This is a genomic window from Paenibacillus sp. GP183 (assembly GCF_900104695.1).
Classification (GTDB): Bacteria; Bacillota; Bacilli; order Paenibacillales; family NBRC-103111; genus Paenibacillus_AI.
The window spans coordinates 12,433-27,399 of record NZ_FNSW01000002.1 but is presented as its reverse complement, the minus strand read 5'-3'; the positions used below and the strand labels follow the sequence as shown (position 1 = coordinate 27,399).

Below are 14,967 nucleotides of genomic sequence, written 5' to 3'. Positions count from 1 at the left end.
CATTCCCTCTCCTCTGATTGAATTAGTTTACAGCTGCTGACTGATCATGCGGTTATTGATTATATTTTTAACCTCTCCGTCTACCACAACCACTACAGGAAACGAATTGCAATTGTGAAAGATTCCAATACGTTCCAAGGCATCAACCACAATCAAGCCGCCCGTTTCACCTGTTAGACGCGTCATGCGTTCAATCGCCTCTTCGGCAACATCCTGGGGATGTTTGCCCAACCGGATCTGATCGTCAACAAATTTTGCCGTTAATGTCTGAATAAAGGCTTCACCTTTACCTGTACACACAACTGCCGATTGATCGGATGAATAAATCCCTCCTCCGATGATGGGAGTATCTCCCACCCTTCCGGGCAGCTTCATGAATGAACCTCCGGTAGAAGAGCCTGCAGCCAGCTTTCCATTATCGTCGCAGATGATACAGCCGACCGTATCGGTCTCTTTCTTTATTCCGGTATATAAACTGAAATCCAACTTCTTCCCTTCATCCAACATTTTGCGTGCCAGTTTCCAGGATTCAAGCTGCTCGCTGCTAATGCAATTATCTAATGGAATCCCTTTCTCCCGAGCAAATATGGCTGCCCCCGAACCGGCTAACAGAACATGATCGGATTCTTCCAGCAAATGATAAGCGACGCTAATGGCATACCTTGTTTGCGGCATCGCAGCAACTGCCGAAAACTTCCCGGTTTCTCCGTTCATAATGGATCCGTCTACTTCCACAAAACCGTCTCTATTCAAAACGGATCCCAGTCCGGCATTAAAAAGCGGATTGTCTTCAAGCTCATTAACAGCCGCTTCAATTGCTTTCAAACGACCTTCGATCAGTTTAGCATAACCTTTAAGAGCACCTTTCTTTAAGCCTTCGATAAACGGGGATGCCTCACTTGTTTCCACGCTACCATGAACAATGATTGTCGACACGGGATCTCCTCCGGCATTCAGTTTATATGAAATTTCAATAATACATTAACGACATTAATGTCTTTTTAACGACTGGAATACCCCCACTTATCCAACAAAAATTGAACAATTCGATCAACAGACCTTTGAACCAAAGCTTCTCCCTTTTCCCGCGTCCCCATGGTTGCATTGCCAATCGTTCCGGAATTCGTAAGGGTATTAAACTTGGGATATTTAATAATGTCAGCAAAGTCGTCGACTATTTTAATCGGTTCATGCACCCATTTACTGGTATCAGTAAGCTCGGGATACAGGTACAGCATCACAGATGTCCCTGCCTCGCTGGCATGGCCATGAGCCGATTCTCCAGTTTCTATAATTCCGGCATCATGCTGCTTCAGAAAACGCCAGAAATCAATTTGAGAACAACGGCTTTGTTCATCCTCTTGAATGTAAAGAGAGATTTGATTGACCATAGGAACGTTTCCCATATGTGAATTTATGAATAGAAAATCTTTAAATCCCCATTTTTGAAGACTCACAACAGTGTCCATCATATAAGCTTTGAAGCTTTCCGGTTTTATCGTTATTGTACCAGGAAAGTCATATAAGGCAGTTGAATCTCCCACTTCGAACGTAGGTCCAATAATTGCATTTACACGCTCTGCTACCAATTCAGCAAGCTTCACAGCAACCAGCGTATCCGACCCCAGCGGTAAATGATGTCCGTACACTTCAAAAGCGCCGGAAGGAATAATGACCAGATTCGTTTCTTTTTTTCTTTCAACAAAAGTGGTCCAACTCATTTCTTTTAAGGCATTAGTAGTTTTTAATGGCATGGTTCAAGCTCCTTCATATAATGTTTTGACTCGTTCAAGAAGACACGAGATGTTCAAAATTCAATTGTACAAATGGCATGCGACCAACTGGCCGTCCACTTCTCTTAATTCCGGCTTTTCCGTTCGGCAAACCGCCATGCATTCACGGCACCGCGGATGGAAGGTGCAGCCTGAAGGCGGGTTAGCCGGGCTTGGTACATCCCCTTGCAGCAAAATTCTTTCCTTCTTCACCAAAGGATTCGGAATGGGTACCGCAGACAGCAAAGCTTGGGTGTACGGATGCTTGGGTGAAGCGAAAAGCTCTTCCTTATCCGAAAGTTCCACAATTCTTCCCAGGTACATCACGCCTATCCGGTCACTGATATGCTTCACCACACTTAAATCATGGGCAATAAACAAATAGGTCAATTGAAACTGTAATTGTAAATCCTGAAGGAGATTGATCACCTGGGATTGAATCGATACATCCAATGCCGATACCGGTTCATCAGCCACAATCAGCAGCGGATTTAACGCTAAGGCACGTGCAATTCCGATTCGTTGACGTTGGCCGCCGCTGAATTCGTGTGCGTACCGTTTGGCATGGTGGCTGTTCAAACCAACGACTTCGAGCAGCTCCTCAATCCTCCGATTTTTTTCCTTGCCATAAACAATTCCGTGAATCTCCAACGGTTCTGCGATAATCTCGCCTATTGTCAGCCGAGGATCCAGAGAAGCATACGGATCTTGAAATATCATTTGCATATTCCTGCGCAGCTTCCTTAGTTCACCATGATTCAATCCAACGAGGTTCTTTCCTTCATAAATAACCTCTCCCTCGGTAGGCTTAAGAAGCTGCAGGATCGTTCTCCCTGTAGTCGATTTTCCGCAGCCGCTTTCTCCTACTAAACCTAGAGTTTCCCCTTTGTAAATGGTAAAATCCAATCCGTCCACAGCCTTGACGTGGCTTATATTTCGGCTGAAAATCCCTTTTTTAACAGGAAAATATTTTTTTAAGTTTCTGATCTCCATGAGCGGCTGTTTCATTTCATTCACCCCCTTGGTAAGATGCATGGAGCCAGCAGCGGCTGAAGTGATGAGGCTCGATTTCTGTGAGCATAGGTTCTTTTTGACGGCAAATCTCTTCAGCGAACTCGCATCTGGGCGCAAAAGCGCATCCTCCGCGCAAACTTCCAGGAATCGGAACGTTTCCTTTAATGGAGTAGAGCCGCTTTGCATTCGATTCCAAAGTCGGAATCGACTTCATTAAGCCTTGCGTATATGGGTGTTTCGGGTTAGTAAAGAGGGTCACGACATCGCTTTCTTCAACAACTTTTCCACCGTACATCACAATAACACGGTCGCACATTTCGGCCACCACGCCCAAATCGTGAGTAATCATCATGATAGCCGTATTATGTTTAGCCTTTAGTTCCCTCATTAAATCCAAAATTTGGGCCTGGATCGTCACGTCTAACGCCGTGGTCGGTTCATCTGCAATCAAGAGCTTCGGATTACAAGCCATAGCCATTGCGATCATAACCCGCTGCCTCATACCTCCGGATAGTTGGTGCGGATATTCATCAACAATATGCTCAGGGCGGGGAATCCCAACCAGCTTGAGCATTTCAATTGCTCTTTCTCTGGCCTTCGCTTTATTAAGCTTCACGTGGATCTCGAATGTTTCGCCGATCTGCTGCCCAACCGTAAACACAGGATTTAGTGAAGTCATCGGCTCTTGGAAGATCATTGCCATTTCATTGCCGCGAATCTCTCTCATCTCATGGTCAGAAAGAGATAATATATCCCTTCCGTTAAAGGTAATGGAACCCTCCTCTACTTTTCCGGGAGTTAATTTCATTATTGTTAGAGAAGTCACGCTTTTTCCGCAGCCGGATTCACCGACTATACCTATGGTCTCCCCTTCATAAATCGTAAAACTGACTCCATCAACGGCAGGAATAACACTTTCATCTGTATAGAAATAAGTCTTGAGATCCTCTACTTCAAGCAGTTTATTTTTCAAAATTTATCCCTCCCGCGAAACGAACTGATACCTGAACAGCTTTCCTAAGGATTTCTTTTAAATCTTCATCTTAGGATCGAGAGCATCCCGCAGGCCATCCCCAAGCATGTTAAAAGCCAAAACCATAAACATAATAGCCAAACCCGGTATCGTACTGACATGGGGGGATGTCCGTAAATATTCTCTTCCTGTGCTCAGCATGGCTCCCCATTCAGGTGTAGGAGGCTGGGCTCCCATACCCAGGAAGCTTAGACCTGAAGCGGTTAGAATAGCTGTTGCTATACGCAAAGTGGACAGGACAATAATCGGAGCGATGCTGTTCGGAATTACATGTTTGAATATGATTTGCGTATTGCTCCCACCCATCGCTTTAGTAGCTTCAATATATTCTCTGCTCTTCACGGATATCACGGTGCTTCGGGAAATCCGGGCAAAGGTCGGAATCGAGAAGATGCCGATGGCAATCATGACGTTGAACATGCCGGGGCCTAATACGCTGACAATGGCGAGTGCGAGCAAAAAGCTTGGAAACGCCATAAAAATATCCATGATTCGCATGATTAACGAATCGATCACACCGCCGAAATAACCCGACATCGTTCCTAACGCCACACCGAAAATAACAGATATCAATACGCAGACGATCCCGATCATTAAAGAAATTTGAGCCCCGTAAATGATCCGCGACAAAATATCACGGCCAAATTCATCGGTGCCTAAGAGATGGCTTATGGAAGGCGACTGCAGCATTATCTCAATGTTTTGGGCAAGAGGATCAAAAGGAGCTATCCAACGAGCAAAAACAGCGACGATGATAAAGATTAAGGCCATACACAGACCCACCATCGCCCGCTTGTTCTTTTTGAATCGATTCGCCATCATTTGCCACGGCGAACGGGGAGTATACGCCTGATCCAAAGGTTTTTGATTTACCACTGCTACCGTTTGACTCATGATTGCGCTCCTTTCTATTCGTATCTCACTCTCGGATCAACCAAACTGTAACAAAGATCGACAATCAAGTTGATCAAGACAAACATGCCAGCGATAAAAAGCACGCATCCTTGAATCGCCGGATAATCCCTGTACTGAATCGACTGAATGACAAAACGTCCAAGTCCGTTCATGGAAAATACAGTTTCAGCGATCACGGCGCCGCCGAGCATTTGTCCAAATTCCAATCCTATAATAGTAATAATCGGGATCAATGCATTTTTTAACGTATGCTTGAAAATAACTACCCTTTCCTTTACCCCTTTTGCACGGGCAGTTCGAACAAAGTCCTGGAAGATAATCTCAAGGATGCTAGAACGGGTTAGCCGGGCCAAGATGGCTGAAGAAGAAAGACCGATAGCAACGGCGGGAAGAATAAAGTATATAAACCCTCCGTTTCCGCCGGAAGGGAATATTTTTAAATAATAAGAAAAAAGTAAAATCAGCATGAGCCCTAACCAGAAAATCGGCATGGAAATTCCGAATAACGAAAACATCATCATCGCATTATCCCGTTTACTGTTGGGCTTGGTAGCAGACAAAATGCCTGCGAACAGTCCAACAAGAATCATGATGATTATAGCCATCACAGTAAGTGTGAGCGTAGTTGGAAAGCGATTCATAATTTCCTGAAGCACAGGTCGATCGGATCGAAGGGACGTTCCAAGATCCCCCTGCAATAATCGAGTCACATATTTTCCGTACTGAATGTATAATGGCTGATTCAAGCCAAGTCGCTCCCGCAGGATCTGCACATCTTGTTCGCTGGCATCATTCCCGGCGATCATCCGAGCAGGGTCACCCGGAACCGAATGAATCAATATAAAGATAAGAATGGACACTCCAATTAAGGTCGGAATCATCTGCAGCACGCGTTTTATAATGTAATTAACCATTCACTCGCCTCCTTTGTAAAAATAAAAGGGGAGGGGAGTGAGCCCCCCCTGCTTTCAGAATGGTTTTAGTTCTTCACGGCATTTTTGAAATCAATAATCCCCGTTGCAAAGGGCACAACATCCTTTACATTTTTTCCAGTTCCTATTACCCCAGGCTCTTCAACTAAATAAAGCCATGCCGCTTGATCCTTGAGAATCGTCAGAAGGTCGGCATAAATTTTCTTGCGTGCGTCCACATTAGTTTCATGTAGTCCTGCCTGAATGAGTTTATCGGCATCCGGGTTAGAAAACCGACTGTGGTTAAACGCATTTCCTGTTGAAAACAACGACCGGATTATCCAGTCCGCATCATTCGTCGGGGGACCGCCTTCCCTTAAGTACAAGTCATACTTGTCCGGGGACTTCAAAGCCTCAAAGAATGCACCGAATTCCCATTTCGTTAATTCAACTTTTAATCCTACTTCTTGCAAACTGTTCTGAACAAATTCGGCGGTTTGACGGTCATTCAAGAAACTTCCATCTGTAGTCCACAATTTTATGGTCGTTCCTTCTTTAACTCCGGCCTCTTGCAGTAGTTGTTTCGCTTTTTCCTTGTTATAAGGGTAGGCGCCTACATTGCTATAACCCCAGGTTTTTTCGGCTATGGCAGCTGTCACTGCTTTTCCGGTGCCCATAAATATTTTTTTGACAATGGCATCTTTGTCAATCGCATAATTCAGGGCTTGACGCACTTTAACATCATTGAACGGTGCTTTCATATTATTTATTCCGATGTAAAGAAAGTTACTGGATGGATAAGTGGAAATTGACACTTTATCACTTTTCTTTAAGCGGTCTATGTCTGAAATTGGAACTGGAGCTATGACATCCGCCTCCCCGTTTTCCAGCATAATTACACGAGAGGTGCCCTCTTTGACCGTCTTAAAAGTAAGCGAATTTAACTTTGGCTTGCCTCCCCAATAATCAGGATATGGCTCAAACACCACCGAATCTCCCGGCGTCCATTGTTTTAGCTTATACGGCCCGGTGCCTACCGGGTTTTTAGCGACGGTGCCTTCTTGAATCGATTTGGGACTAAGAATGCCACTGCCGGGGTGAGCCAATACATTCAGAATCGGACCATACGGCTCTTTCAGGTGGAAGGTTACCTTAGTATCGCTTTCGACTGTAATGTTATCCAAAAAAGGCCCTAATAAGGTAAAACGACCAAGCTTGTTATCCGGGTTTGTTACCCGATCGAAGCTCTTTTTTACAGCATCGGCATTAAAAGGAGTGCCGTCCTGAAACTTAACCCCTTCCCGAAGCGTGAACGTCCAATTTTTATTATCGGAGGAATGTTCCCAGCTTTTTGCCAATTGGGGCACAATCTCCATATTGCCATTAAAAGCGACTAAATTTTCGAAAATCTGGACGACAGCCGTTTCAAACACAGTTGTATTCTGAGGATCCATCGTGGTAGGATCGCCGCCCCATGCAAACGTCAAATCTTTTGGCTTGGCCGTACCGCTGCTTCCGTTCCCATTAGTGGAAGGAGAACTGCAAGCGGACATAATAACCAGCATGGCTGCTACAAACAAAACAATCACTCTTTTCGATAATTTCCTAAACAGCACATTCATAGGAGTACCCCCCATCGTCTCGTTTTTATTCAAAAAATCGACTAGCTCCAGTCAGCGATGCAAGAGAAACACCCGCGTCCAGTTTGCGCTTTGTTTCTATTTCCGACTCTTGCATTTGCAGCGCTTTTTTTCCATACTCCACCGCATCTTTCGGATTAATCACAAACACACCATCATCATCGGCAACAATCAAATCTCCTGGATTTACGCTTACGCCGCAAACGCTAATGGTTGTATTGATTTCACCTTCAATCCCTAAAACGCGAGTAGTTAACGGACTTACTCCAAGCGAAAAAACAGGTAAACCAAGTTCCTTAATTTCATTTACATCCGTAGCGCAACCTGCAATGATAACTCCGGCAATTTTTTTGAAATTAGCTGCATAGGAGACGCCCCCTCCCCAGCATGCTCGCTCGGTATCCCCTGACATATCTATTACGATAACATCACCGGGTTCTACGAGATCCAATGCCTTATGAACAGCACTGGAATCTATATGAGGGATTCTAACTGTTACTGCATTCCCTACAAAGCGAATCGGACGGAACAAAGGATGCATTCCTTTTAAAAAGCCAAAGTCTGTAAGATGTCCAATCGTAGATGGACATACTTTCTGATATAAATGGAGCAATTCCGGACTTACCCCTTGAACCCTTGGATTGAGACGAAACACAGTGGATTCCCTCCCTATTAAGCTCTATAGTCTGGTTAAAGGCTAATCCGATCGCTTGATCAATAAAGCTCCGGTCTGCGGTTTACCAAGGTCGGCACTTTTTCTCTGACACGCTTGATCCTGTCAAAATCAATCTCGGCAATAATGAGTCCCTCTTCATCCCCTGCACTGGCTATCACAACGCCCATCGGATCGACAACCATACTGCGTCCTGAAAAAATACTTCCCTTAAGAGCTGATGCGCAAATATACAATGTGTTTTCAATGGCTCTTGCACGAATTAAAGTTTCAAAATGGTCTTCCTTCAAAAGACCGTATAACCAAGCTGCAGGCATTAACAAAATATCTGCTCCTTGAAGCGTCAACTCTCGTGCAATCTCCGGAAATCTAACTTCATAGCACATCATGATACCGATTTTTCCGATTTCGGTATCAATGATCTGATAAGGATTTTCTCCGGGTGCCACCGTATCGGATTCTTTAAAAGCAAAAGCATCGAATAAATGCGTTTTCCGGTGAGTCCTTAGAAGCTCGCCTGATTTGTTGATAATGACAGTTGCATTATAAGCTCGATTCTCATCACCGCTCACGGACTCATAAATACCGCAAACCACATAGATTTGATTGGCCAGGGCTGCTTCGCGCAATCCCGTAACATAGGCTCCCTCTAATGGTTCAGCTGCATCCGAGGGCTGAACACCGCAATCAGGCGTGATCGGAGCCATATACAGCTCCGGAAACAAAACAAGATCTGCCCCTAAACTTTTTGCCCGAGCTGTGTAATCTTTTGCTTTTTGTAGATTGGTTGCTTTGTCCAAATTTGAAGTTACATGTGCTACCGCTACTTTCATAAACTTATCACCCTTTCCAGATTGATAAAGCATTCTTCATTTACCATCAACGACGTCTGTCTGGATATCGAATTAACCTTCTCCCCGCATTTCGGCACCCCCTTGTTCTTCTCCCATTTGATACAAATCCTGGCCTTTCAAATCGTTGATCACAATCACAGGGAATTTCTCGACTTCCAGCCGGAATATGGCTTCCGTGCCCAAATCGTGATAAGCTACCACCTCAGAGGATTTAATCGTCCTCGCAATCAATGCAGCTGCACCGCCTACTGCAGCGAAATAATAGGCTTTGTGACGGAGCATGGCGTCACGCACTTCCTGACTTCTTCTACCTTTGCCAATCATTCCTTTGAGTCCTCGCTCAAGCAATGCGGGAGTATACTTATCCATTCGTCCACTCGTCGTAGGTCCGGCTGATCCGATGATTTGTCCGGGTTTGGCAGGCGTGGGACCCACATAATAAATCACTTGATCTCTAATATCCACCGGAAGTGATCCGCCTTCCATCAAAGTCTCATACATTCGCTTATGCGCCGCATCGCGTGCAGTATAAATAACTCCGCTTAATTCCAGCCTGTCTCCTGCCGCCAACTGCAAAACTTCATCAAGCACAAATGGAATCTTCATTTGTTTCAAGGATAGTCCCCTCCTTGCTTCGAGCTATTAGAGTTCAGCCGTTTTGTGTCTACTGGCGTGACAGTTAATGTTTACTGCAACCGGCAAGCCTGCGATGTGCGTAGGAAACACTTCAATATGTATGTCAAGCGCGGTGGTACGTCCTCCCATGCCTTGAGGCCCGATGCCAAGCGCATTTATTTTTTCCATCAACTCAAGCTCCAAATCAGCGATATCTTGCCTTGGATTTCGTTCGCCGATCGGTCGGAGCAGCGATTTTTTGGCCAAATATCCGGACTTTTCAAAATTGCCGCCAAGACCCACGCCAATCACCATGGGAGGACAAGCATTGGGACCCGCCAATTTTACGGTTTCTATAATAAAATCAGTAACGCCTTGCAGCCCATCTGAAGGGCTTAGCATTATAAGCCTGCTCATGTTTTCGCTGCCAAACCCTTTTGCCGTCATGTGAATAATGCAAGTATCACCAATCACAAGCTCTACATGGACAATTGCAGGTGTGTTGTCGCCTGTATTTTTACGTCTTAAAGGGTCATCGACGATAGAGGCCCTTAGGTAACCTTCCTGATAGCCTTGGCGCACACCTTCATTAACAGCATCATAGAGACTTCCTCCGATTATGTGGCAATCTTGACCGAGCTCTATAAAAAATACGGCCATTCCCGTGTCCTGACACATAGGTACTCTTTCCTTCTCGGCAATTTCCGCATTCAATACAAGCTGGTTCAAAACTTCTTTGCCGACCTCTGATCGTTCATTTTTATAAGCCGTTTTAAAGGCGTCCATCACATCTTTTCCCAGACTGTAGTTTGCGTTAATACATAATTCTTTAACGGAGCTTACAATTTGCTCATAAGAAACCTCACGCATTTCAATAATCCCCCAATCCAACGCCTATGATTACAAAAGTTCGGCAAATTGAAGTATTTTCTTTGCACTCTCTACCGATGGTCGATCAACCATCTTTCCGCGGAACTGCACGGCACCCAAACCACTTCTGACGGCCTGGTCAAAAGCCGCGACAATCAAGCCGGCTTCTTCGATCTCATCCTTAGTTGGCTTAAACACCTCATTCACAATCTCAATTTGAGAAGGATGAATCACCAGTTTCCCTTGAAAACCGAGCCGTTTGACGAATAACGTCTCCTTAGTCAAATTGGCGCTGTCCTTGATATCGAAAAATACCGTATCGATAGGGGCTTCGATCCCTGCTGCTCTTGAAACAACGACCAACTGCGATCTGGCATATAACAACTCAATCCCTTCTTTTGTCAACTGTGCATTGATGTCCAAAGCAAAGTCTAGCGAGCCAAAAGCAAGCCTTTTTACCCTTTTAACGGTTGAAGCTATTTCATAAGCGCGTTGAAGGCCGAGCGCGGATTCAATAATCGGTACGATTTCAACTGTCCCCCTCGAGATACCGGACTCTCTCTCCAAATCGCTGATAATGTTGCTTAGAACCGTCAATTGCTCAACCGATTCCGCTTTAGGGAACAAGATTCCTTGAATGTTCTCACCCACAAGCTCATTTAGATCATCATGAAAAAAGGAGGTGGAGAAGCCGTTTATTCGAATATATATGGCTTGCTGCTTAAAATCTGAACGAATTTCATTTTTCACCATTTGCCTCGCTGCAGCCTTTCTGCTGAAAGAGACAGCGTCTTCCAAATCGTAAATCAGAGCATCGGCAGCCAAGCTCCTAGCCTTCTCCATTTTCTTCATGTCGGACCCGGGGACAAACATCCACGTGCGTGCAAGCTTCAATACTTTCACCCTCTCATTCAGATCACTTTGTCTTGTTTGTAATTTTCTATGATCTCCGGACCGAATCCAAGCTCACTCAGAATGGATGCGGTATGCTCGCCTACCGCGGGTACAGGAGCCATAACCCAGTCCATCTCTTCCATCGTGACTGGCGGAAGCAGCGCTCTGACTTTTCCGACCGGAGTATCCACCTCCCGCCAACGGTTACGGGCTTTAAGCTGAGGATGCTCGAAAAATTCCATGGGAGTATTCAGAGTCGCGTTAGCAATTTGGGCAGCCTCCAATCGACCGATCAGTTCTGCTGCGGAAAATCGTTGAAACACTTCATCAATCAAATTTTTTAAAATCTCTTTCTGGTTCAGCCTGTTTAAATTGCCGCTAAATCGATCATCTGTGATCAGTTCTGAATTTTCTAACACATTATGACAGAAATTCTCCCATTCTCGCTCATTTTGTATTGCAAAGAAGACCAATTTTTGATCCCCAGTTGAAAAAGGACCATACGGATAGATGGTAGCATGACTCGCTCCGGTTCGCTTCGGGTCACTCCCTCCATAAGAGGCATAGTACAATGGGAAACCCATCCATTCCCCTAAGGCTTCCAGCATCGATACATCCATCACAACCCCTTTGCCTGTCTGGCCTCGAGCGATTAATGCCGTCAATATCCCGGAATAGGCATACATCCCTGCGGCAATGTCTGCAACCGGAATCCCTGCCTTGGAAGGTGTTTCTTCCGTCCCGGTGATAGCTACGAGTCCTGACTCGCATTGAATCAGCAGGTCATATGCCTTTTTATCCCAGTATGGCCCGGATGATCCATATCCTGATATTCCGCAAACGATGAGTCGGGGAAACAACTCATTCAATTTCGAAGGACCAAACCCCAGTCGATCCACAGCTCCAGGTGCCAAATTTTGCACGAATACATCCGCTTCTGCTAACAGTCGATGCAATATTTCCTTTCCCTCTGGCTTCTTCAAATCCAGCGTTAACGATTCTTTCGACCGGTTCGTCCATACGAAGTGACTCGAAAGCCCATTTACCGTCGTATCGTAAACACGTGCAAAATCACCAAACTCAGGTCTTTCTATTTTTATAACCCGTGCACCCAAATCAGCCAACTGCCGCGTCGCAAAAGGCGCCGCTATCGCCTGTTCCAGTGAAACAACCGTAATTCCTTGTAATGGCAACACGTAATTTTATCTCCTTTGTATAACGATGAAGTTACAGATATTGAATATTGGATCCACTATCCTAAATTAATTGTAAGGTTTTGTAACATGGGTGTCAATATATTTTCTTAACATTTCTCACAGCCAATCCCTTTGATTTTTGATCCAATATCCTGTATTTTCGATTCATGAATCTATGCTATAATGGTTACTGAAATTGATAGAAATTTGGAGGATATTTACAATGGAAAAATTAACCGTTTTACCTGTACGCGAACAAGTGGCCGCCGTTTTAAGAAAGGCTATTTTTTCAAACGAACTTGAAATTGGAAAAGAATTAACTCAAGAGGAAATAGCCAGACAACTTGGAATCTCCAGAATGCCGGTTCGTGAGGCGTTTCAAATTTTGGAACGAGATGGACTGTTGATTTTAAATAACAATAGAAGTGCAGTCGTTCGCGGCTTGACCAAGGATGATTTGATTGATCAATACGAAATTCGTGCAATGCTGGAAGGAGAAGCCGCGGCCAGAGCAAGCTCACACAACAACTACCACGAAGAAATCCTTAATGCTCATCAGGATGTGGAATCGGCGATCTCGGCAAATAACATTGCCGACTATATAGCAGCAAACACCGCGCTCCATCGCTCCATTTGGAATGCATCCGAAAGTCCCACACTGATGTCTATGTTGTATCAGCTTTGGAATGGGCTGCCCCCTCAAGCAGCGGAATTTATACCGAATCAGGCTGAAAAATCAGTACAGGAACATAAAATCATTCTGGATGCGATTTGTTCCGGGAATGCTATCAGTGCCCGTACCGCCATGCAGGACCATGTGAAACGAAGCATGAATGATTTTCTCAGCCAGCGAGGACATATATTTACAACTGCCAACTAAGTTCGTGAAAATGGAGACAAGTCGAGGACCGAATTTGATACACAAAATGCAGCCCGCCTCCAAAAGGGAGACAATGCTGCATTTTGCTCTTTAAAATAAAAAAAAGGCATCACTGTTGTTTGTGATTATTCAAGGGAAAATAAAAACCATGCTTCCTTCCATTTTTAATTGAAATCAAAGAAACATCCGCCCGGAAGCCTCTATACGCTGCGCGTTCACCCAGCCCATATCGGCAGTGCACATGGACGCGATGACCCCGCCATTGATCTGAATATCGTTTTTTTCATTAAGTGATTTCCTAATCATTTAATTTAATTCCGCTTAGTTAAACTACCTCAAATGATCATTTAGTTTAATGTTTGAAATCCAAAACACAGTGCCTCCTATTTAGGGATGTAAAGCGGGTCTTTTTCCATGAGTTTGTATTCATTTCATCCTTTAACGCAGCTTACATAAAATTACGAGTCTTATTTTTTATTGTTCAGTCTATTTTCAGAAGATTAAGATTTTATGATCTTATGGCAATGATTTGCTTCAAATAGAGTCTATAAGTCAAATATATGCTTCAAAAAGATTGGGTGAAAATAAATAATGGCCTAAAATCATACGATTTTAGGCAAAATAAAGCTTCAAACTTCGGATTGTAAGTTGGAACTTGAGGAGTGCCTATAAAGGTTCCTTTCCACCATATTATCCGAATAGCTGTTTAACTTATGTTTATTGAACGGTTTGGCAGATAGTGTTATCACATGTACCGTATGCGGAAACATATCTACCGGTTGAACTTCGACCGTACGATACCCCTCATCTTTTAGTATGCGCAAATCTTCACTCGACAAAAGGGTCATGTTCTTGTCGCCCGTCCACAAAAGGGTCAAGTTCTTGTCGTTCATGCGCGACAAGAACTTGACCGATTGAAAACTAAAACCCGCAGATTATGCGGGTTTTAATCGGCTATGTTCTTGTCGTCGACCTGTTGCCTAAGGCAACGGCAGTACCCAACTTCAATCCCATTAGCGCCGCGTAGTCTTTTTGGGTGTTGAACTATTGATACAAAATATGAAATGTCTATAAACGTTGTCGTGTCTTCGAGCTCAAAAGTGTAACAAATTGCAATCCATTTGGTGTTAGTACCCATTTCATAATAATACCAATTGGTAGTGTAATATGTCCTTTGTATCCCATTTAAAAGTCTCCCGTTTATTATGTTTTTTTCTCGATCGCCGTTAAAAACCATTGTTTCTCTATCTGTGGTCCCTCATCATTAACCATCTCTGACAACCCAATAACAAAAGATATTTTCTTATTATTCTTCAGGTCGATCTCCACCGCGCAGCTCATGTTATGTGAAATATCTTTCAGGGGGCTGATCTTGGCCCGCCCCATTTCCCCAGCATGAAACAAATGAACGTAATTCTCAATATAAGCGTTTTGATCTTTAGGTTTATCTTTTGCCATCAAATTGAGTAAGTGATTTCCATCCACATACGTTGCGGCTTCATCCAGCTTTCCTTCATTGATTAAATTGAGAAAAGCCATTACTACGTCTCGCACCTTTTCAGGAGACCCAGAATCGCCTATAACGGGTCCTCCTTGTTTATCTAAGACATCCATAGGACGCGAGGCTGTAACAGGCTCAGATGCTTTATGGAACATGTTGGGAAGAACGAATATACAAACCATGATGATCAGCCATCCAC

16 protein-coding genes are annotated in these 14,967 nt (G+C 44.2%); 1 reads left to right on the top strand and 15 read right to left on the bottom strand.

Annotation, left to right across the window (positions count from 1 at the left end; translation table 11 throughout):
* Positions 1 to 27: 27 nt before the first annotated feature.
* From BLV33_RS26690 to BLV33_RS26630, 13 genes are all read right to left on the bottom strand, one after another.
* Positions 28 to 936 carry an isoaspartyl peptidase/L-asparaginase family protein gene (locus tag BLV33_RS26690; RefSeq protein ID WP_171909389.1) on the bottom strand — a complete coding sequence of 303 codons (909 nt, stop codon included), beginning with the start codon at positions 934 to 936 and terminating at the stop codon, positions 28 to 30.
* 65 nt (positions 937 to 1,001) lie between these two features.
* Positions 1,002 to 1,754: a creatininase family protein gene (locus BLV33_RS26685; protein ID WP_090799288.1), complete on the bottom strand. Its 753-nt coding sequence runs from the start codon at positions 1,752 to 1,754 to the stop codon at positions 1,002 to 1,004.
* Positions 1,755 to 1,814: 60 nt separating this feature from the next.
* Positions 1,815 to 2,780, bottom strand: coding sequence for an ABC transporter ATP-binding protein (locus tag BLV33_RS26680; RefSeq protein ID WP_090799286.1), 966 nt, complete (start codon positions 2,778 to 2,780; stop codon positions 1,815 to 1,817).
* A gap of 1 nt (position 2,781) precedes the next feature.
* Positions 2,782 to 3,759, bottom strand: a complete 978-nt coding sequence (locus tag BLV33_RS26675) for an ABC transporter ATP-binding protein (RefSeq protein ID WP_090799284.1) — start codon at positions 3,757 to 3,759, stop codon at positions 2,782 to 2,784.
* 57 nt (positions 3,760 to 3,816) lie between these two features.
* Positions 3,817 to 4,713, bottom strand: coding sequence for a nickel transporter permease (gene nikC / locus BLV33_RS26670; protein ID WP_171909388.1), 897 nt, complete (start codon positions 4,711 to 4,713; stop codon positions 3,817 to 3,819).
* Between the two features lie 14 nt (positions 4,714 to 4,727).
* Positions 4,728 to 5,648, bottom strand: a complete 921-nt coding sequence (gene nikB, locus BLV33_RS26665; protein ID WP_090799282.1) for a nickel ABC transporter permease — start codon at positions 5,646 to 5,648, stop codon at positions 4,728 to 4,730.
* A 65-nt stretch (positions 5,649 to 5,713) separates the two neighbouring features.
* On the bottom strand, positions 5,714 to 7,267 hold the full coding sequence (locus tag BLV33_RS26660) for a glutathione ABC transporter substrate-binding protein (RefSeq protein WP_171909387.1): 1,554 nt from the start codon (positions 7,265 to 7,267) through the stop codon (positions 5,714 to 5,716).
* Between the two features lie 25 nt (positions 7,268 to 7,292).
* Positions 7,293 to 7,940, bottom strand: a complete 648-nt coding sequence (locus tag BLV33_RS26655; protein WP_090799278.1) for an RraA family protein — start codon at positions 7,938 to 7,940, stop codon at positions 7,293 to 7,295.
* A 59-nt stretch (positions 7,941 to 7,999) separates the two neighbouring features.
* Entirely contained in the window at positions 8,000 to 8,791 is a 792-nt protein-coding gene (locus tag BLV33_RS26650; RefSeq protein ID WP_090799276.1) for a carbon-nitrogen hydrolase family protein, read from the bottom strand.
* 72 nt (positions 8,792 to 8,863) lie between these two features.
* Positions 8,864 to 9,418, bottom strand: coding sequence for a Fe-S-containing hydro-lyase (locus tag BLV33_RS26645; RefSeq protein WP_090799802.1), 555 nt, complete (start codon positions 9,416 to 9,418; stop codon positions 8,864 to 8,866).
* Between the two features lie 36 nt (positions 9,419 to 9,454).
* Positions 9,455 to 10,297: a fumarate hydratase gene (locus BLV33_RS26640; RefSeq protein WP_090799274.1), complete on the bottom strand. Its 843-nt coding sequence runs from the start codon at positions 10,295 to 10,297 to the stop codon at positions 9,455 to 9,457.
* Between the two features lie 30 nt (positions 10,298 to 10,327).
* Complete coding sequence (locus BLV33_RS26635) at positions 10,328 to 11,191, bottom strand: HpcH/HpaI aldolase/citrate lyase family protein (protein ID WP_090799272.1); 864 nt, start codon at positions 11,189 to 11,191, stop codon at positions 10,328 to 10,330.
* Positions 11,192 to 11,208: 17 nt separating this feature from the next.
* A complete protein-coding gene (locus BLV33_RS26630) occupies positions 11,209 to 12,387 on the bottom strand; it encodes a CaiB/BaiF CoA transferase family protein (RefSeq protein ID WP_090799270.1) in 1,179 nt (392 codons plus the stop codon).
* 223 nt (positions 12,388 to 12,610) lie between these two features.
* On the opposite strand from BLV33_RS26630, the gene BLV33_RS26625 reads away from it, so the two are divergent.
* Entirely contained in the window at positions 12,611 to 13,267 is a 657-nt protein-coding gene (locus BLV33_RS26625) for a GntR family transcriptional regulator (RefSeq protein ID WP_090799268.1), read from the top strand.
* A 174-nt stretch (positions 13,268 to 13,441) separates the two neighbouring features.
* Here BLV33_RS26625 and BLV33_RS30535 read toward each other — a convergent pair whose 3' ends face one another.
* Both BLV33_RS30535 and BLV33_RS26615 read right to left on the bottom strand, forming a co-directional pair.
* Entirely contained in the window at positions 13,442 to 13,573 is a 132-nt protein-coding gene (locus BLV33_RS30535) for a hypothetical protein (protein WP_290439086.1), read from the bottom strand.
* Between the two features lie 897 nt (positions 13,574 to 14,470).
* Positions 14,471 to 14,950, bottom strand: coding sequence for a hypothetical protein (locus tag BLV33_RS26615; protein ID WP_139305847.1), 480 nt, complete (start codon positions 14,948 to 14,950; stop codon positions 14,471 to 14,473).
* Between the last annotated feature and the right edge of the window lie 17 nt (positions 14,951 to 14,967).

Excerpts from the sequence above, each read along its gene's own strand:
- BLV33_RS26685 (WP_090799288.1), bottom strand. The coding sequence starts at position 1,754 with ATGCCATTAAAAACTACTAATGCCTTAAAAGAAATGAGTTGGACCACT.
- BLV33_RS26680 (WP_090799286.1), bottom strand. The coding sequence starts at position 2,780 with ATGAAACAGCCGCTCATGGAGATCAGAAACTTAAAAAAATATTTTCCT.
- nikC (WP_171909388.1), bottom strand. The coding sequence starts at position 4,713 with ATGAGTCAAACGGTAGCAGTGGTAAATCAAAAACCTTTGGATCAGGCG.
- nikB (WP_090799282.1), bottom strand. The coding sequence starts at position 5,648 with ATGGTTAATTACATTATAAAACGCGTGCTGCAGATGATTCCGACCTTA.
- BLV33_RS26660 (WP_171909387.1), bottom strand. The coding sequence starts at position 7,267 with ATGAATGTGCTGTTTAGGAAATTATCGAAAAGAGTGATTGTTTTGTTT.
- BLV33_RS26650 (WP_090799276.1), bottom strand. The coding sequence starts at position 8,791 with ATGAAAGTAGCGGTAGCACATGTAACTTCAAATTTGGACAAAGCAACC.
- BLV33_RS26645 (WP_090799802.1), bottom strand. The coding sequence starts at position 9,418 with ATGAAGATTCCATTTGTGCTTGATGAAGTTTTGCAGTTGGCGGCAGGA.
- BLV33_RS26640 (WP_090799274.1), bottom strand. The coding sequence starts at position 10,297 with ATGCGTGAGGTTTCTTATGAGCAAATTGTAAGCTCCGTTAAAGAATTA.
- BLV33_RS26625 (WP_090799268.1), top strand. The coding sequence starts at position 12,611 with ATGGAAAAATTAACCGTTTTACCTGTACGCGAACAAGTGGCCGCCGTT.
- BLV33_RS30535 (WP_290439086.1), bottom strand. The coding sequence starts at position 13,573 with ATGATTAGGAAATCACTTAATGAAAAAAACGATATTCAGATCAATGGC.
- BLV33_RS26615 (WP_139305847.1), bottom strand. The coding sequence starts at position 14,950 with ATGGTTTGTATATTCGTTCTTCCCAACATGTTCCATAAAGCATCTGAG.